General features: G+C 26.2%; 17 protein-coding genes. 13 read left to right on the forward strand and 4 right to left on the reverse strand.

The features are described from left to right. Positions 1-3: 3 nt before the first annotated feature. The 3 genes from asrC (at position 4) to ABCP60_RS03165 (ending at position 2,189) form a co-directional block, all read left to right on the forward strand. Positions 4-966, forward strand: coding sequence for a sulfite reductase subunit C (gene asrC, locus ABCP60_RS03155; RefSeq protein WP_343101217.1), 963 nt, complete (start codon positions 4-6; stop codon positions 964-966). Between the two features lie 116 nt (positions 967-1,082). After that, complete coding sequence (locus ABCP60_RS03160; RefSeq protein WP_343101218.1) at positions 1,083-1,715, forward strand: DUF975 family protein; 633 nt, start codon at positions 1,083-1,085, stop codon at positions 1,713-1,715. A gap of 168 nt (positions 1,716-1,883) precedes the next feature. Continuing rightward, on the forward strand, positions 1,884-2,189 hold the full coding sequence (locus ABCP60_RS03165; RefSeq protein ID WP_166505259.1) for a hypothetical protein: 306 nt from the start codon (positions 1,884-1,886) through the stop codon (positions 2,187-2,189). A 58-nt stretch (positions 2,190-2,247) separates the two neighbouring features. Here the strand turns inward: ABCP60_RS03165 and ABCP60_RS03170 are convergent, their stop codons facing one another. Continuing rightward, positions 2,248-3,027 carry a TIGR00266 family protein gene (locus tag ABCP60_RS03170; protein ID WP_343101219.1) on the reverse strand — a complete coding sequence of 260 codons (780 nt, stop codon included), beginning with the start codon at positions 3,025-3,027 and terminating at the stop codon, positions 2,248-2,250. Positions 3,028-3,242: 215 nt separating this feature from the next. Between ABCP60_RS03170 and ABCP60_RS03175 the strand changes: the two genes are divergently transcribed. Then, on the forward strand, positions 3,243-4,388 hold the full coding sequence (locus ABCP60_RS03175; RefSeq protein WP_343101220.1) for a DUF362 domain-containing protein: 1,146 nt from the start codon (positions 3,243-3,245) through the stop codon (positions 4,386-4,388). Between the two features lie 213 nt (positions 4,389-4,601). Continuing rightward, positions 4,602-5,870 carry a dihydroorotase gene (locus ABCP60_RS03180; protein WP_343101221.1) on the forward strand — a complete coding sequence of 423 codons (1,269 nt, stop codon included), beginning with the start codon at positions 4,602-4,604 and terminating at the stop codon, positions 5,868-5,870. Between the two features lie 52 nt (positions 5,871-5,922). Here the strand turns inward: ABCP60_RS03180 and ABCP60_RS03185 are convergent, their stop codons facing one another. Next, positions 5,923-7,509, reverse strand: coding sequence for a sensor histidine kinase (locus ABCP60_RS03185; RefSeq protein WP_243248178.1), 1,587 nt, complete (start codon positions 7,507-7,509; stop codon positions 5,923-5,925). Then, entirely contained in the window at positions 7,481-8,191 is a 711-nt protein-coding gene (locus ABCP60_RS03190; protein ID WP_343101222.1) for a response regulator transcription factor, read from the reverse strand. The genes ABCP60_RS03185 and ABCP60_RS03190 overlap by 29 nt, the downstream gene beginning before the upstream one ends. A gap of 200 nt (positions 8,192-8,391) precedes the next feature. Between ABCP60_RS03190 and ABCP60_RS03195 the strand changes: the two genes are divergently transcribed. Further along, complete coding sequence (locus ABCP60_RS03195) at positions 8,392-9,399, forward strand: metallophosphoesterase (RefSeq protein ID WP_343101223.1); 1,008 nt, start codon at positions 8,392-8,394, stop codon at positions 9,397-9,399. Positions 9,400-9,575: 176 nt separating this feature from the next. Here the strand turns inward: ABCP60_RS03195 and asnB are convergent, their stop codons facing one another. After that, positions 9,576-11,408, reverse strand: a complete 1,833-nt coding sequence (asnB, locus tag ABCP60_RS03200) for an asparagine synthase (glutamine-hydrolyzing) (protein ID WP_166505263.1) — start codon at positions 11,406-11,408, stop codon at positions 9,576-9,578. A 311-nt stretch (positions 11,409-11,719) separates the two neighbouring features. On the opposite strand from asnB, the gene ABCP60_RS03205 reads away from it, so the two are divergent. From ABCP60_RS03205 to ABCP60_RS03235, 7 genes are all read left to right on the forward strand, one after another. Beyond that, entirely contained in the window at positions 11,720-12,412 is a 693-nt protein-coding gene (locus ABCP60_RS03205) for a response regulator transcription factor (protein ID WP_092926244.1), read from the forward strand. Positions 12,413-12,414: 2 nt separating this feature from the next. After that, complete coding sequence (locus ABCP60_RS03210; protein WP_092926242.1) at positions 12,415-13,869, forward strand: HAMP domain-containing sensor histidine kinase; 1,455 nt, start codon at positions 12,415-12,417, stop codon at positions 13,867-13,869. 9 nt (positions 13,870-13,878) lie between these two features. Further along, positions 13,879-14,997 carry a hypothetical protein gene (locus ABCP60_RS03215; RefSeq protein WP_240275919.1) on the forward strand — a complete coding sequence of 373 codons (1,119 nt, stop codon included), beginning with the start codon at positions 13,879-13,881 and terminating at the stop codon, positions 14,995-14,997. A 102-nt stretch (positions 14,998-15,099) separates the two neighbouring features. Further along, on the forward strand, positions 15,100-15,339 hold the full coding sequence (locus ABCP60_RS03220) for a (2Fe-2S) ferredoxin domain-containing protein (RefSeq protein ID WP_166505265.1): 240 nt from the start codon (positions 15,100-15,102) through the stop codon (positions 15,337-15,339). A gap of 25 nt (positions 15,340-15,364) precedes the next feature. Continuing rightward, positions 15,365-17,077: a [Fe-Fe] hydrogenase large subunit C-terminal domain-containing protein gene (locus ABCP60_RS03225; RefSeq protein ID WP_343101224.1), complete on the forward strand. Its 1,713-nt coding sequence runs from the start codon at positions 15,365-15,367 to the stop codon at positions 17,075-17,077. Beyond that, positions 17,077-18,237, forward strand: a complete 1,161-nt coding sequence (locus ABCP60_RS03230; protein WP_343101225.1) for a SpoIIE family protein phosphatase — start codon at positions 17,077-17,079, stop codon at positions 18,235-18,237. Before ABCP60_RS03225 ends, ABCP60_RS03230 begins: the two co-directional genes overlap by 1 nt. A 247-nt stretch (positions 18,238-18,484) precedes the next feature. Next, on the forward strand, positions 18,485-19,483 hold the full coding sequence (locus ABCP60_RS03235) for an FUSC family protein (RefSeq protein WP_343101226.1): 999 nt from the start codon (positions 18,485-18,487) through the stop codon (positions 19,481-19,483). Positions 19,484-19,521: the final 38 nt, after the last annotated feature.

Here is a 19,521-nt window from a genome sequence, read left to right on the forward strand (position 1 = left end):
GTTATGATAAGAGATTTAAATACTAAAAAGACAATGAAAAATGCTTATAGAATAACTAAAAATAGATACGAAACAGCATTAAGAGTTAGAATTCCTGGAGGATGTGTTGACTCTGAAAGTTTAATGATAGTATCAAAGATAGCAAATGAGTATGGAAATGGTCAAATACATATGACTACTAGACAAGGGTTTGAAATACTTGGTATAAAAATGGAAGATATGGAAAAGGTCAATAAGCTTGTCCAACCAATTATAGAAAAAATGGAAATAAATCAAGAAGAAAAGGATAAAGGATATTCTGCTGCAGGAACTAGAAATATAGCATCATGTATAGGTAATAAAGTTTGTCCGAAAGCGCAATACAATACAACTGAGTTTGCAAAGAAAATAGAAAAAGCAGTATTTCCAAATGATTTACATGTAAAAATAGCTTTGACAGGATGTCCAAATGACTGTATAAAAGCAAGAACTCATGATTTTGGAATAATAGGAATGACTTTACCGCACTACGAAAGAGATAGATGTGTATCTTGTGGGGCTTGTGTTAAAAAGTGTAAGCAGTTATCAACAGGTGCATTACATGCAGAAAACTATAGGGTAATAAGAGACCACAGTAAATGTATAGGATGTGGAGAATGTGTACTTAATTGTCCTACAAATGCATGGAGTAGAGATCCTAAGAAATATTATAGATTAGCTATAATGGGAAGAAGCGGTAAGAAGAATCCAAGGTTAGCAGAAGATTTTTTAATATGGGCAGATGAAGAAAATATAATTAAGATAATACTAAATACTTATAAGTATGTAGAAAAATATATAGATAAAAGTTTACCAAAAGAACATATTGGATATATTGTTGACAGAACAGGATTTATGGAGTTTAAAAAATGGGCACTAGAAGGTGTTGAATTTGATGATATTACGATTGTTAAGGATAATGTATATTGGAGCGGAATTAAATATTAAATAGACTAATAAAGAGGCTAAAATAAATTAATTACAATATTGTTAATATAGTATAAAATATATCCAGTATTTGTTAGAATATAATAAACTAACAATATAATTGGAGGGGAAGGCATATGATTTCAAGAGCTGAATTAAAAAATAGTGCTAAAATGCAATTAAAGGGTCATTGGGGATTAGCGATATTAACATGTTTAATATATACTATAATAGTAGAAGGAACAAGTGTTGAAATAGGAACAAGTTCATCTTGGCTAAATGAAAATATAGCTATTACCTTGAATATAATAGGATTAATATTTGCAGGTCCAATACAATTAGGATTTAGTAGATTTATATTAAACTTAGCAACAGATAATGAAAAAGCTAAATTTACAGATTTATTCTCTGGATTTAATGTTTTTATAAAATCTTTTGTAATAAATTTAATAATAACTATAGCTTCAGTAATAGGAACATTTTTATTTGTAATACCAGGTATTATAGTGATGTTAATGTTCTCACAAGCATATTATATATTAGCAGAAAATCCAGAGTTATCAATAATGGATTGTTTAAAGAAAAGTGCAAATATGATGAAAGGCTTTAAGTGGGAATTGTTTATATTAGAACTAAGTTTTCTAGGTTGGGCTATATTATGTGTATTTACTTTAGGAATAGGGTTTTTATGGTATACACCATATTATTATACTACATTAGGGAATTTTTATTTAAAATTAAAATTTATTCCTAATGAAGATATCTTATAAAAATATTACAATATTTATATATAAATGAAAAATGTATACTTGCCAAAATTGGTAACTATACATTTTTTTATTAAAAATATTATTATATTAATCTAATATATATTAATAAAAACTATCACCATTTATCCTAAAAATAAATACTATATAATTAGAAAGGGGATTAATAAAATGAATTTAAAAAGAATTGACGAAAATAAAGATTTACAAAGTTTAAGAGATAAATGTAAAAGATTTTTAAATTACCACGTTGTATTAATGATGGAAGATGGACAAGTATTTGATGGAATTATTGAGAGTGTGGATGAAGATGGTGTTACTGTATTAGTTGGGGAAGATGTAATTGTAGATGAAGATAATAATCAACTAAGACGTGGCAGACAATTTGGAAGACCTAGAAGATTTAGACGTTTTAGACGTAGAAGATTCCCACTTAATCTTTTACTTGCCCTATCATTATTACAATTTCCTTTTTAAAAATTAATCTTTAACTTAAAATAGGAGCTATCTCCAAGTAGAGATTCGCTCCTATTACTTATTTTTCAAATAAATTTCCAAAACTTCCTAATATACTTCCTTCGCCTTTTTGATCACCACTAACTTGAGGAGCAGATGCAAATACTCTAGAAGTAAGTCTACTAAATGGTAAGCTTTGAATCCAAACATATCCAGGACCTGTAAGAGTTGCAAAAAATAACCCTTCACCGCCAAATAAGCTATTTTTTATACCACCTATAAATTCTATATCATATTTTATATCTTTTGTCATAGCTACTAAGCATCCAGTATCAACTTTTAATTTTTCACCAGGCATTAATTCTTTTTTTTTAATAGTACCGCCAGCATGAATAAAGCAAAGTCCATCTCCTTCTAGCTTTTGAAGGATAAATCCCTCACCTCCAAAAAATCCAACACCAAGTTTTTTTCTAAAATCTATTCCAATACTTACTCCCTTAGCAGCGCATAAAAATGAATCTTTTTGACATATTAGTTTACCGTTCATTTCAGATAAGTCAATTGGTATTATTTTACCAGGATATGGTGATGCAAAAGATACTTTTTTTCTATTGTTAGAAGTATTAGTAAATGACGTCATAAAAAGACTTTCACCAGTTAAAACTCTTTTAGCAGCACCAAATAGCTTAGAACCACCTTTCTTACTGCCATCTCCAAATATAGTTTCCATAGAAATGTGTTCATCCATCATCATCATAGAACCAGCTTCAGCTACTACACTTTCACCTTTATCTAACTCAATTTCAACAAATTGCATGTCATGTCCATGTAGTTTATAATCTATTTCATGAGAATTCATAAAATATCCCTCCTTATGTATTTAATTATAATCTAATTATATATAAAGTATTATTAAAATTTAAAAGATATAGTTATTTTATAGAAAACTTTTTATACATTATATAAAAATAATAACTAAAAAAGGTATAAATGTGAGAATTTCAAGAAAGATTTTTTCATTGTGATATAATTATGTAAAGATATAGGATAACAATTTTATCAAGGGGGAAACAAATGGGGAATGTATCAATTAGGGAATGTAATGATTATGGCTATGAAAGTGTAAAACATGCAATAAGTAAAAATTTAGAAGATTTAGGTGGGTTAGAAAAGTATATAAAAGCAAATAGCAAAGTACTAATAAAGCCAAATTTGCTAATGAAAAAAAGTCCTAAAGAAGCAACAACTACTCATCCAATGGTAGTTAAAGTTGTGTGTGAAATGTTACTTAAGTTAAATTGTAAAATAATAATAGGAGATAGCCCAGGTGGTCCGTATACAGTACCTTCATTAAAAAGTATATATAAGTCAACTGGTATGAAAGATATAGCGGATGAACTAGGTGTAGAACTAAATTATGATATAAGTGAAATTAAGGTAGAAAATAAAAATGCTAAAGCTTTAAAATACATGAATATTATAACTCCAATAACTAAAGTAGATCATATAATAAATATATGTAAATTAAAAACTCATGGAATGGCAACATTTACAGGTGGAGTTAAAAATTTATATGGCTCTATAGCAGGACTTCAAAAAGCAGAAATACATTATAGATTTCCAAATGAAGAAAGATTTTGTGAAGATGTATTATTAGATATATGTTCTTATGTAAACCCAAGTTTGACTATTATGGATGGAATTGTAGGCATGGAAGGAGAAGGGCCTTCAGCTGGAACACCAAGAAAAATTGGCATAACATTAGCATCGCCTAGTCCTTATATGATAGATATAGTAGCATGTAAAGTTATAAATCTAGATATAAATAAAGTACCTACTATAAGAGGGAGTATAAAAAGAGAACATATAAAAAAAGACTTAAGTGATATATCTATAGTGGGTGATAACATAGAAAGATTTATAATAAAAGATTTTAAGATACCTAAAACTAGTAAAGATTTTAGGCTGTTATCATCAACTATGCCTAAATTTATACACGAGCCACTTACAAGGATGATAACTCCAAAGCCTTTTGTATCACATAAAGATTGTATAAAATGTAAAAAATGTATAGAAGTATGTCCGGCCAAGGTTATTACTTTAAATAATAAAATAGAAATAGACCTAAATAAATGTATAAGATGTTTTTGTTGCCATGAATTATGTCCTAAAAAAGCTATAGATATAAAGAGAAGTATAATATTCAAATTAATAAAGTAGATTATATAAATATTCGTATAATAATTATTATTTAATATCTAATTTAAAATTTTCTACTATAATATATGAGTTTTTTTAGAAAAAATATATTTAAAGGTGAACTATAAAAAAAAATTTTAGTATAAAATTCGTAAAACTATTTAAAATATACACAACTTAATGTATAATATAGTAAATTTAGTTATACATTAATCAGCTAAAGGGGAGATAAATATGATACTTATAAGAAATGGAAGACTAATAGACCCAAAAACAAAAAGAGATGAAGTAGTAGATATACTTATAAAAGATAATAAAATAGAAAAAATAGGGAATATAGATGAAAATGATGTTGATAGAATAATAGATGCTAAAGGATGTATAGTATCACCTGGGCTTATAGATGTACACGTTCATTTTAGAGATCCAGGATTTACTCATAAAGAAGATATATTAACAGGTTCAGCTTCAGCAGCTAAGGGAGGATTTACAACAGTTGTATGTATGGCAAATACTAATCCTATAGTTGATAATGAAGAAACTTTAGATTATATAAATGAAAAAGCTAAACTATCATCAATAAATGTATTACAAGCAAGTGCAATAACTAAAGGATTTAAAGGTAAAGAAATAGTTGATATGGATAAAATGATTAAAGCTGGTGCTGTAGGCTTTACTGATGATGGACTACCTATAATGGATAGTGATATTATACTTAAGGCTATGAACATGGCGAAGGAACGAAACGTTCCTCTTAGTTTTCATGAAGAGGACCCATCGCTTATAACTTGTGCTGGTATAAATAATGGTAAAATATCTAAACAAATGGGAATATTGGGTGCGCCAAATGTTGCTGAAGATGTTATGGTTAGTCGTGATTGTATGTTAGCTTTAAAAAGTGGGGCAAAAGTTAATATACAACATATAAGTTCTAAAAATTCAGTAGAAATGGTAAGATTTATAAAAAAGTTAGGTGCTAATGTATACGCAGAAGCAACACCACATCATTTTACACTAACTGAAGATGATGTATTAACTTATGGTACTAATGCTAAAATGAATCCACCACTTAGAACATTAGAAGATAAGATGGCAATAATTGAAGGTTTAAAGGACGATACAATTGAAATAATAGCAACAGATCATGCACCTCATACATATGAAGAGAAAAATGTAGAATTTACGAAAGCACCAAGTGGTATAATAGGTCTTGAAACTGCACTTTCTCTTGGTATAACTAGCTTAGTTAAAAACAATCATTTAGATATGATGAAGTTAATAGAGAAAATGACTATAAATCCAGCTAGATTATACAATCTAGAAAGTGGGAGCATAGAAGAAGGGAAAGTTGCTGATATAGTTATATTTGATGAAAACGAAGAGTTTGTAGTAGATAAATTTGTATCAAAATGTGAAAATACTCCATTTAAAGGACATAAATTATTTGGTAAAGTAAAATATACTATATGTGGCGGTAAGGCCGTATTTGAAGAGAAAAAATAAAATTATAAAGGGCTATATTAAAATATAGCCCTTTATAATTTTATTAATAAATTTAGTAAATCTTAAATTTTAATATAACTTTAAATAAATCTCCATCTATATCAAGCTTAAGACTACCACTTTGAAGATCCACTAAATTGCTACAAATAGATAATCCTAATCCACTTCCAGAAGTATTTCTAGAAACATCACCACGGACAAATCGCTCTAATAGTTCATCGGAAGAAATATTTAATCTATGATTAGATATATTTTTCATAGTAATAAATATATAGTCATCTTTAACATTAATATCTATATATACACGAGTATTAGCTAAAGAATATTTAGTAATATTAGTTATAAGATTTTCAAAAACCCTAAACATTCTTTTACCATCTATATTGGTAAATACAGGATAATCAGGCGTATCTATTATAAAATCTAGCTTAGAAGACTCTATTTTATCTTCTAATTCAACGATACTTTGAATTAGAAGTTCCTTTATATCAGTTTTTTTTAGATTAATTTCTATATCACCACTACTTATTTTAGATGCTTCAAATATGTCCTCAACTAAATCTTTAAGTCTAGTAGCTTTTTTATCTAGGATATTTATATAATCTTTAGTAGTTTTAGAATCTAATTCGTTATTTTTAAGTATATCTATATAGCTAACTATAGAAGTAAGTGGTGTTTTTAAGTCATGACTTACATTAGTTATAAGCTCTGTTTTCATTTTTTCACTTTTTAGTTGCTCATTAAGAGACTTTTCAAGTCCTAAGCTTATATTATTTATACTGCTTGCAATAGATGATATTTCATCATTACCAATTACCTTTAATTTATGGCTTAAGTCACCATTTTCTATAGTTTTTATATTTTTAGATATATATTCAATATATTTTGTTTTTTTAGTTAATAATTTGTATATATAAGAGTAAGGTATAATACTAAATAGAGAAAATAGCATAGCATAAATCATTGCAAAAATAGAAAAATAGCTTATAACTGATAAAAATATAAACATAATTATAAACTGTATTATTATAGATATTACTAATATACTAGCTATTTTATTGTTTATCGTTTTTTTATTTTGTTTATCTAAAAAATCCTTAATCATAGAAAGTACTATTAATCTAGATAATAAATTATTAGATGATAATTTAAAACTTTTATAAGCTATATAAGTAGTTGTAAGGATTAAAAAATCACATACTATAAGTGAATTATCAAAAAAATCTGGTGCAGATGACCAAGTATGAAATCTTATAAAGAATATAAAACCTATTATAAATAAAAATACTTCAATAGAAACATTTGAAGTTAGATTTATAAAAGAGTCAAATATTTTTATATTAGATTTTTTAGTTATGTTATAAACTACAATACAACCTATAGATATAGCTAAAGAAACTATAGTAACTATCACTTCAATACTTAAAATACTCCGATTATCTAAATGTATTACATTTCCAAAGAATATATATCTTGCTATTGGAGAATATTCATATATGTTATGAAAGCTAAATGCTAAATTAAATAGTGATTCAAAACATATAGACATAGATAAAAATAAAATTAGTAAAGAAGCTACCTTTAATTTTGAGTCTTCTATATTAATAGATTTATTTAATGTCTTCAATTTTATATCCAATTCCCCACACCACCTTTAAATATTTTGGTTCTTTAGGATTTATCTCTATTTTTTCTCTTATCCTTCTAACATGAACAGCAACGGTTTTTTCACAGTTATAAGCTATATCATCCCAAGCATTTTCATATATTTCTGTAGATGAAAATACGATTCCCTTATTTAAAAGTAAAAATTCAAGTATCCTGTACTCAATAGGAGTTACTTTAATAACTTCTCCATCTAAGCTAACTACCTTAGTATCTTTATTTAAACTAAGACCACCACTTTTTAATACGTTAGAATCGTTAATATTCTTATTACTAGAGTTATTATTTAAGTTAATAAATCTTCTTAATTGAGATTTAATACGAGCAATGAGTTCTAGTGGATTAAATGGCTTTGTAATATAATCATCAGCCCCCATATTGAGACCTAAAATTTTATCAATATCTTGATTTTTAGCAGATAAAAGTATTATAGGAATATTATTATTTTCTCTTATTTTTAAAGTCGCTTTAAGACCATCAAGATTTGGCATCATCACATCCATAATAACTAAATCTACATTATTATCTATTAAAGTTTCAATAGCATCAATTCCATCATAAGCTTTTAATACATTAAAACTCTCAGGTTTTAAATAAAATTCTATCGCATCAACTATTTCTTTATCATCATCAACTATTAATATATTTTCATTCATTTTATCACTCCCTTAAAACAATTATATCATACAACTAAAAAACATATTTTAACAATAAATTATAGATTTATTAAGAATTTATAAACTAATGTATTAATTATTACAAAATTATTAAGAACTTTATACTATTAACACAAGCATATTAAATATATAAATATCTATGATATACTCTAATTAGAAAGCATAATGAGGGGGATGTTATGAAAAAAAGGGTTATATTAGGAGTAGTAGCAGGAGTATTAGCACTAACTAGCATCGGATTTGGGAAAAAGGAAAATATTGAGGTAAATGTACTTGGAACAACAGATTTGCATGGGATAGTAAGTAAAAATTTAGAAAGTTATGTAAATGAACAAAGAAAAAAAGATGAAAATTTGGTATTAGTAGATAGTGGAGATTTTTTTGATATGCAAACTCCAGAAATGAACGCGTGGTTTAACAAAAATAGTGTAATAGTTGAAGAAAATGGATTTCCTATTTTACGACTTAAAGATCAAGTAGAAGGAGTTGCTCCAATAGTAACTAATATGGGAAGATTAAAATATGATGCTGTTATTCTTGGAAACCATGAGTGTGTATCTAATAATAAAAGTCGTTTAGATACATTAATAAATGATTTTAAAGATAATAATATGGAAATATTATCTGCAAATACATATAAAAATAATAATGAAAACTATACAAAGCCATACATAATAAAAAATATTAATACAAAATATGGAGGCTTAAAAATAGGAATATTAGGACTAACCATAAAAGAAGTAGGGGAATTAAAAGAATGGGATGGAGAAAAATTGATTCCTACTAAGTCAAGAGAATTAAAAGATCAAGATGGATATAATGGTGAGCTATATATGAATGATTTAGTAGAAGACGCTAAAAAATGGGTACCTAAAATGAAAAAAGATGGGGCTGATATAATAATAAGTGTGGTTCATAGTGGGGAAGAACCTAAAAAGCCCAAAAATCCAGGAAATAAAATAAAAGAATTAGCAAGAGAAACTAGTGATATAGATGTTATATTTGCAGGGCATACTCATAAGACAATAGATGAAAATAAATACACTAACAAAGATGGTAAAGAAGTAATAGTAACTCAAGGTGGAAAACATTCAGAGGCAATAGCTCATTCTAAACTCCAATTAGAGAAAGTAAAAAATGGTTGGAAGGTAATAGAAAAAAGTAGTGAAGTTATATCTTTCAAATAAAAAATAATTTGGATTAATAAGGTTAAGTATTGATTATTTTAATAAACTAAATTTCATATAAAGTAAAAATATATTTAATTTATATAATAAGAAAAACTGTATTGTAATTAAAATATTAAAAGAAGTGAACTATTATAATAATTCACTTCTTTTAAATTTTTTATATTTTCAATTTCTTATATTTGGTCTATAAAAAATCTTTTATACCAAACTAAGAAAGTATATATAGTATATATTTTACGAGCATTATTAGTTTTGCCATTAAAGTGGTCATCTAAAAGTTTCACTATTTCATTAGTATCAAAAAATTCATTAGCATAATCACTTGTAAAACTTTCCTTTATTGTATTATAATATCTTTCCTCTTTAAACCAATGTCTTATAGGTACAGGGAATCCTTTTTTCTCTCTTTTAGCCCAAGCATCAGGAAGCTTATTTTTAGCAGCTTCTCTTAAAGCAAGTTTTGTAGTACCATTATTAACTCTATATTTTGGAGGGATAGTTTCTCCTACTTTCATAACTTCAACATCTAAAAATGGAACTCTTAGTTCTAGAGAATGAGCCATACTCATTTTATCAGCTTTAAGTAATATATCTCCTGCTAACCATAATTTTAAGTCAAGATATTGTTTTTTAGTTAAGTCATCCATATGTGAAACTTTATCATATATAGGTTTAGTTATATCTTTTATAGAAGGAGCATTTTTATAGTTTGGCTTTAATATAGAATTAGCCTCTTTTTCTTCAAATATAAAAGCTTGTCCTATAAAGTAATCTTCAACTTTAGAACCACCTCTAATTATTGTTGTTCTACCTTTAAAATAAGGTAGTTTTTTTGCAGTCATTGCTAATGGTTTTCTTATGAAAGAAGGAAGTTTTTTATATTTTTTTAATCTATCATCATCATCATACCATTCATATCCTCCAAAAATTTCATCAGCACCTTCGCCAGATAATACAACAGTAACATGTTCTCTAGCAAGTTTTGATAAGAAGTATAGTGGTATGCATGATGGATTTGATTGAGGTTCATCCATATGATACAAAATAGTTGATAAGTTTTCAAAACATTCTTCTGAAGTTAGTAGCTTTTGTATATTTTTAATTTCTAACATGTCAGATAGATCTTTAGCTAGTCCAGACTCATTAAAATTGTCTTCTTCAAAACCAACAGAGAAAGTTTTAGCAGGCATTAAAGATGCAGTTATATAACTAGAATCAACACCACCAGATAAAAAACTACCAACAGGTACTTCACTGTTTTTATGAATATCAACAGATTCAGCTACAACATTTTCTATTCTTTTAATACTTTCATCAAGTGAAATTTCTTCATTTTTAAATTCTACATCAAAGTACTCTCTTATTTTCAATTCACCATTTTTATAAATCATATAATGTCCTGGCTTTAATTTATAAACTCCTTTAAAGAAAGTTTCATCAAGTACTGAGTATTGAAAAGTTAAATAGGGTTTTAGAGCCTCTTTATTGACTTCTTTTTTGAAATCCTTATAAGCTAAAAAACTTTTAATCTCTGAACCAAATAATAATTTATCATTATCGATTCTAGAGTAGTAAAAAGGTTTTATACCAAAAGGGTCCCTTGCAGCAAAAAGGGTTTTAGCTTTTTTATCCCATATAGAAAAAGCAAACATACCTCTTAGTTTTTTTACCATAAATTTTCCGAACTCTTCATATGCATGTATTAAAACTTCACTATCCGTTTGAGTTTTAAATATATGACCTTTTTCAATTAGTTCATCACGTAATTCTTTATAATTATAAATTTCACCATTAAATACTAATACTAAACTATTATCTTCATTATATAAAGGTTGTAACCCATTATCAACTCCGATTATACTAAGTCTTCTAAATCCAAGGGCTATATCTTCGTTAATAAAAGTTCCCATTTCATCAGGACCCCTGTGAACAATAGCTTCTAGCATATTATTTAATATATTTTCTTTATCTGAATTTTTATCAATAAATCCTACAAATCCGCACATAAACATTACACCTCTAATTATTATCTATATTAAACTAATTTTTTATATCTTTTTAACATATATAAATTTTACAAAACTTATATAGCAATGGTGTGTCAATGATGTGTCAGTTTTGTGTCAAAATTTATCATTTAAGGTAAAAATAAGTTGTTAAAATATAGTAAGATATATATATACAAAAAATATAACCATAAATCCTATTAATGTTACAAAATTGTTTCATTCATGTAACATACATAATATATAAATAGTTTATAGTTAAATATATAATAGGTAGGTAGAATTATTTAAAAGAAAGAAGTGAAGTATCTATGGAAAAAATACTAATAGTTGAAGATGAAGAAAATATATCAGATTTACTGGCATATTCTTTAGGAAAAGAAGGATACAAAACAGAAGTAGCAGAAAATGGGAAAAAGGCTTTTGAGCTTATAGAAAGTTTTAATCCAGATTTAATAATGCTAGATTTAATGCTTCCAGATATAAGTGGATTAGATATATGTAAAAAAGTTACAACTACATATTCAACGCCTATTATAATGTTGACGGCAAAATCAGATACAATAGATAAAATACTAGGGATAGAATTAGGTGCTGATGATTATATAACAAAGCCCTTCAATGTAAGAGAGGTTATAGCAAGAGTAAAGTCTATATTTAGGAGAATAGATTTGCTATCAAAATCTATTAAAAGCGAAGAAGATAAAATAAAGCTACAAAATGGATTAGAAATAAATAAAAGTGAGATGAGAGTAAAAAATGATAAAGATGAAGCAATTCATTTAACTAGTAAAGAATATGAGTTACTACTTTATTTTATAAATAATAAAAATAAAGTATTGACGAGAAATCAGCTCTTAGAAAATATATGGGGGATAAACTTTGAATGTGAAACAAGAACAGTAGATACTCATGTTCAAAGGCTTAGAAAAAAATTAAAAGAATATAACTGTATTGAAACTGTAATAGGAACAGGATACAAACTAAATGATAAGAGTAGGTAAATATGAAAAAATCTATAACTAATAAAATAATGCTATTTTTCTTAGGAATAATATTTTTTGTAATATATTCCATAGTAACATATAGCAATTCAGTACTCAAAAATAACAATGAATTTATAATTGATAAAGAGATAAAAGAAAAATCTAAAAGCATTGACTTATACCTAAAAGAGTATTTTGAATTTAATAGACTAAACCTTAATAATATATCTTTTAGAGCGGCTTCTAGTAACATATCAAAGGATTTAAGCTACAGACTAGAAAGTATGGTATATATATATGATAGTGAAGGTAAGCTAGTATATCCAAGAACCAAAAATTCTCAAAAGTTAGAGAAAACGCAAGATTTAGATGAGGCTATAGATCAAAAGGTATCTTACACTATAAAGCATAGTAATTCTAAAACCAATGTATATTCATCATATCCAATACTACATGATGATAAGTTAATAGGAATTATAAGGTATAAAAGTGATTACACATATTTATATAATCAAAGTAAATCTTTTATAGAAAAGATAGCTTATTTTTCTATAGGCGTATTTTTTATAAGTATACTAATAGCATACATTATATCTAAAAAGATAACTAAGCCTATAATAACTTTAGCTAATAAAACTAAAGAGATAGCAAGTGGTAATTTTGATATAGATATAGATATTAATTCAGATGATGAATTAGGTCGTTTAAGCTTAGATTTTGAAACCATGGCAAAAAAAATAAAACATCAAATTAAGATAATAGAAAAAGATAGAGATGATTTAATTGAATTATCAAAAAAACAAAAGAGATTTTTTGATAATGTAACCCATGAACTTAAAACACCAATGACCACTATAATAGGATATAGTGAAGTTTTAAAGGATAATCAGTTTACAGATGAAAAATTTTTTAATAAAGGTATAGATAGAATTATATCAGAGGCTAATAGGTTAAATAGAATGATAGTTCAATTAATAGAAATATCTAGAAATTCTAAAAAAGATTTTGACTATGAACTTAAAAAAATAAATGTATCAAAAATCATAATAAGTATTTGTGAGGACATGATACACAAGTCTCAAAAATATAATATGAAAATAGATGTAGATGTTAAGGAAAATTTAAAAATAATTGGAAATGAAGATAAGATAAAGGAAATATTAATAAATCTATTAGATAATGCTATTAAATATGGAAAAATAAATACAACCATATATGTAAAAGCAGAGGTTAATGACGGATATATAAATATAAAAGTAGTTGATAGTGGTGAAGGAATTTGTGAGAGTGAACTAGAAAATATATTATCACCATTTTATAGAGTATCTAAAAGTGATACTAGAGAGATTGGTAGTACAGGTTTAGGTCTTGCTATTGTAAAATCTATAGTTGAAAGTTATAACGGCATTATTGAAATACAAAGCGAAGTAAACAAAGGAACCATGGTTTTAGTTAAATTGCCTGCAATAAGTTAAGGAGGAGACATGAAAAATTTTAATATCTTTAAAAAAGAGAAAAGTAATTTAATAGTTTTGTTTTGTATTGTAGGTATACTTTCTATGATAATATACTTTGGTATAAATAAAGATAAGGAATACACTAAAAATGTAAATTTAAGTTCTAGTAAATATATATATAATGAGAATAAATTAAAAAAAAAGGATGAACCTATAAAGCTTAACTCAGTAATATCTTTAAGTAGAAATGTATTATCCATGAAGATTTTAGATAATAATATATTACTATTTGAATCAGAAAAGGGCAAAACTGATATAGTATCTATAGATATTAAAAGCAAAGAAAAAAAATTAATAAATAGCAGTAGTGCTGGAAAAGTTATGTACTATGGTTATAGAAGTATATCTCCAAATGGAGAAGTACTTCTATGCATACAAGATTATAAAAATAAACCAGTAACTAGTATATTAAACTTAAAAGAAAATAGTTCTAAGATATTAGAAAGTAGGCCTATTACAATATTAAGCTGGGTTTTAGATAGTAGTGGATTTATATATACTATAGATAATAGCTTAATTTATTATGATATAATCAATGGAACTAAAAGAGAGATATATAAATTTAAAGATGATGAGTTTATACATAAAGTCGAATTTTCTAGTGATGGAACAAAGTTATATATGTTTATGGAAAAGCTATTGAAAAATAATCATACAAAAAGTATTTTGCTAGAATATGATTTAAAAATGAATAAGTCAACTATTAAAATAAATAGCAATAATATTATAGATATGGAAGTATTCAATAATGGAAGTATATTAACTTTAGAACATAGAGATGGAATAAATAGAATATATATAAATACTAAAAATAAATCTGAAGAACTAGATATAAAAAATGTAGAATCAATTTATTTAAATAACAATAGAAGTAAACTTGTGATAATAACTACAAATAACAATTATGAGATGGAAATAGGAATATATGATGTTAAAAATAGAAGTGAAAATACTAAATTAAGTAAGGTAGGAAATATAAGTGGAATAACAAGGATAGGTTCTATAAGTATAAATAATGAAAATCAACTTGCTTATTTAGTTAGGGATAAACTACAAGATTTAAGACTATATATTTATGATATATAAATAAAACTAAAAATAAATTATATAAAATTAAAAAATATTATAGAAATAAGCTACATAGTTAACTAAAATTATATTATAAAGAAAGCTTAAGGGGAAGATAATATGAAATCCATAAAAATATGTATAGGAAGTGCTTGCCACTTAAAAGGATCATATGAAGTTATAGAGGCATTTAAAAAACTAATAAAGGAAAATAACTTAGAACAAGAGATAGAATTATGCGCATCTTTTTGTATAGGAAATTGTAAAGAAGCAGTATCAGTTATGAGATGGGACGGAGTAGTATTTTCTGTTGATAAAGAAAATGCAAAAGATATATTTGAGCGTGAGTTTAAGATATAAAATTAACTATCAGGGGGAATAGACTATGTGGTTTATGAGCTTTTCCAAAGCAAATTGTAAAAATTGCTATGCATGTATAAGAACTTGCTTTGTACATGCTATAAAAGTAAAAGAAGAACAAGCACATATTATAAAGGAGAGATGTATAATATGTGGTAAATGTTTTAAAGCTTGTCCACAAAATGCCAAGCTTATAAAATCAGAAGTATCTATGATAAAGCACTACAATAAAATGGGGAAAACTGTAGTTGCATCACTTGCACCAAGCTTTAGCGCAATATATGGCAAAAATAGCTTAAAAATTCCAACAGCACTAAAAAAGTTAGGATTTAATTATGTAAAAGAAGCTGTAGAGGTTACTGATTTAGTATTAGATGAATACATAAAATATGCAAATAAAGAAAATGATGATGTGTATATAACAAGCTTTTGCCCATCTATAAATAATCTAATCCAAAAACACTATCCTGAACTAACTAAAAATATAATACCTGTAACATCACCGTCAATACTACATGGAAGAATACTAAAAGAAAAATATCCAGATTCTAAAGTGGTTTTTATAGGTCCATGCTTATCTAAAAAAACTGACGCACACGATGAAAAATCTATAAATTCTGTTATAACTTTTGAAGAATTAGATAAGTGGTTTAAAGAGGAGAATATAGATTTAGAAAGTCTAGAGGATGGAGAATTTAAATATATAGAAGAAGAAAAAAGAATGTTGCCTATAATAGGAAGCATAACAGATAAAATAAAAAGTCAGAAACCAAAAAGAACTATAATACAAGTGGATGGAGTTAGAGAGTGTATAGAGGTTTTAGATGAAATAAAAAAAGGAAAATTTAAAAATACTTTATTTGAAATGACTGCTTGTAGACATGGTTGTATTGGTGGATCTGGTATGCCTGAGGACAATAATAGTGTTTATGAAAAAAAAGAAAATATAAAAGAATTTTCAAAATACTTAGATGAAAATAAGAGCTTAATAATTGAAAATGACACTTCAAAAAATAAAAACATAAATATATCAATTTATAAAGAATTCCCAGCAAAAGATTATAAATTAAAACAACCAAGTGAAAATGAACTTAAGGAAATATTAAAAGATATGGGAAAATACGATAAAAGTGATGAGCTAAACTGCGGTGGATGTGGATATCATTCTTGTAGGGAAAAAGCAATAGCAGTATATAATAATATGGCTGAAATAAATATGTGTTTACCATTTATGAGGGAAAAAGCAGAAAATCTAACTAGTACTATATTTGAGATGACACCAAATATGATAGCCGTAGTAAATAAAGAATTAGAAATAGCTAGATTAAATCCAGCGGCAGAACATTTTTTTAATATGTCTAGCAATAAAGCTAAGAATATTCCTATAGGAATGTTTCTAGAAGAAGAAAAATTTAAAAATGTAAAAACAAGTAAGAAAAATATATACAAAGAAAGGATAATACTAAAAGAAAGTAACTCAACTATAATTCAAAGTATAATATGGTTAGATAAAAATCAGGTATTGCTTTGGATAGGAGACGACATAACAGAGGATGAAAAACTAAAAAATAAAATAAAAAATATGAAAATAGATGCTGTTAATATGGCTCAAGATGTTATAGACAAACAAATGATAGTAGCACAAGAAATAGCAAGTCTTCTTGGGGAAACAACGGCTCAAACTAAGGTTACACTAACAAATCTTAAACAACTTATAAAAGAAGAGGAGAATTTATAATGGATTTTTTTATAGATTTTGCTAGTAGTAGCTTAAACAAATATGGTGAAGAATTATGTGGCGATAAAGTTGAGTTTTATAATGATGAAGAGATGTTTATCGCAGTGCTATCAGATGGACTTGGAAGTGGAGTAAAAGCAAATATATTAGCAACTTTAACATCTAAAATAGCTATAACTATGCTAAAAGAAGGAGTTAAAATAGAAGAGGTTGTAGATACAATAGTAAAAACTTTACCAGTATGCTCAGAGCGAAATTTAGCATATTCAACTTTTACAATAGTTAAAATAGCAAAAGATAATATTGCCTATATTGCAGAGTTTGACAATCCTAGTATATTTTTTTTAAGTGATAGAGAAATCAAAAAAATAGAATGGAGTACTATTGATATAGATGGACGCAAGGTAAAAGAAAGTCAGTTTAAAGTTCATGAAAAAGATACTTTAGTATTTGTCAGCGATGGAGTCATACATGCTGGAGTTGGAACTATCCTAAATTTAGGGTGGCAGTGGGAAAATGTAGATGAATACCTAAAGAAAAATATAAATAAATCTATGTCGGCTAAACAAGTAACTGATTTATTATTAGGTGCTTGCGATCAATTATATATGCAAAAGCCAGGGGATGACACAACGGTAGCTACTATAAAGGCCATAAGGCGCAAAAATTCAGTATTATTTTCAGGTCCTCCAATAGATAATGCTATAGATAGTAAAATAGTAGATACTATAATGAATACTCATGGCAAAAAGATAGTATGTGGAGGTACTACTGCAAATATAGTAGCAAGAGAACTAGGTGTAGAACTAAAAACTAGTTTTGATATTTTTGATAAAAATATACCACCTATAGGTTATATAAAGGGGATTGACTTGGTAACAGAAGGTGTATTAACTATTAAGGAAACACTAAAAAAGCTTAAAAGAATAAAATATGAAACTAATTTAAACTTTTTATATAAAGAAGATGGTGCATCAAAATTAGCTAGAATGCTTTATGAGGATTGTACACATATAACTTTAATAGTTGGAAGGGCAATAAATCCAGCACACCAAAATCCTGATTTCCCAAATGAGCTAAGTATAAAGCTATATCTTATGAATGAACTTAAAAAAGAGCTAATAGCTTTAGGGAAAATAGTAGATATAAAATTTTACTAAAGGCACAGTTATGTGCCTTTAATTTATTATACAAGTATTTTAACATTTCATAATATAAGCGCATATAACATAAGTATTAGCCATTAAAAATTTTATAAAAATTTACGTACTTGAAATTAAAGTTTTATAGTAGTATAATTACTCCTTGATTATAAGAAAAGTAATTATAATTTTAATTAAAAATTGATTACTGATTAAAAATTTATATTGGTATAATAGCTTAAAAAATATGAAATGAGGGATGAATTTGGAAACAAATATTACTAAAAGATTAATGATTAATAAGTTAATTTTACTTATTATCATAATAGCATTTGTAAATATGTTCTCTTTTTTATTTGGAACGGAAAACACCCTAACAGGGGTAACAGTAATAACAGGTGCATTAATGTTTAAGGATATAGATTTAGGATACAATGTTAAAGAATCTGTATTTATAACTATAGGATTATTTACTTTTATAGGAATAGTTACATATTTAACTAGTCAAGTTGGAATATTACTTGGAATATTAATAAACCTTATATCAGTATTTATGGTAATCTATATAACATCAGAAAATTTACAAACAAAAGTATTTTTACCATTTATTTTACTTTATGTATTCTTAGATGGAACACCTATTGATGAAACACAAGCTATCATGAGGGTAGTAGCATCTTTTATAGGTGGAGTTATAATGGCTTTAACACTTTATATAAGTCATTATAAAAAACAAATATCAAAAAAATCTATAAAAGAAGATTTATGTAAAGAAAATATAGATTTTTCTAGTGAAAGGTTTAGATTTTCAGTAAAAATGGCAATAGGTATAAGTATAGCAATACTTATAGGGAGATTTTTAAATACTCAAAAGGCTATGTGGATTACTATAGCAGTAATGTCACTAACTCAACCACAACATGAAGATTCAAAACAGCGTATGAAAGAAAGACTTATAAGTACAATATTAGGAGCTATAGCTTTTGTTATATTATTTAAAGTATTGGTGCCAGAAAAATACTTTACTTTTGTAACTCTTAGCTTAGGATATATATATACATTCATATACGAATATAAAATAAAAATGTTTTTCGTAGCTATAAATGCTTTAGTGGCATCTATGTTTATATTTAATACGCCAATATCTATAGCATTAAGAATTGGATTTTTAACTATAGGAATATGTGTTGTATATATTATAAGTAAAGGTGAAGAGGTTATATCTAAAATAAAAGACAAAGAGCAATCAGCTATATTTGAATAATATAATAAAAATAATATCAATACTATATACAGAAAAGT

The sequence above is a fragment of the Romboutsia sp. MSSM.1001216sp_RTP31141st1_G3_RTP31141_220114 genome, assembly GCF_039031195.1.
In the GTDB taxonomy this organism is placed as follows: Bacteria; Bacillota; Clostridia; order Peptostreptococcales; family Peptostreptococcaceae; genus Romboutsia_C; species Romboutsia_C hominis.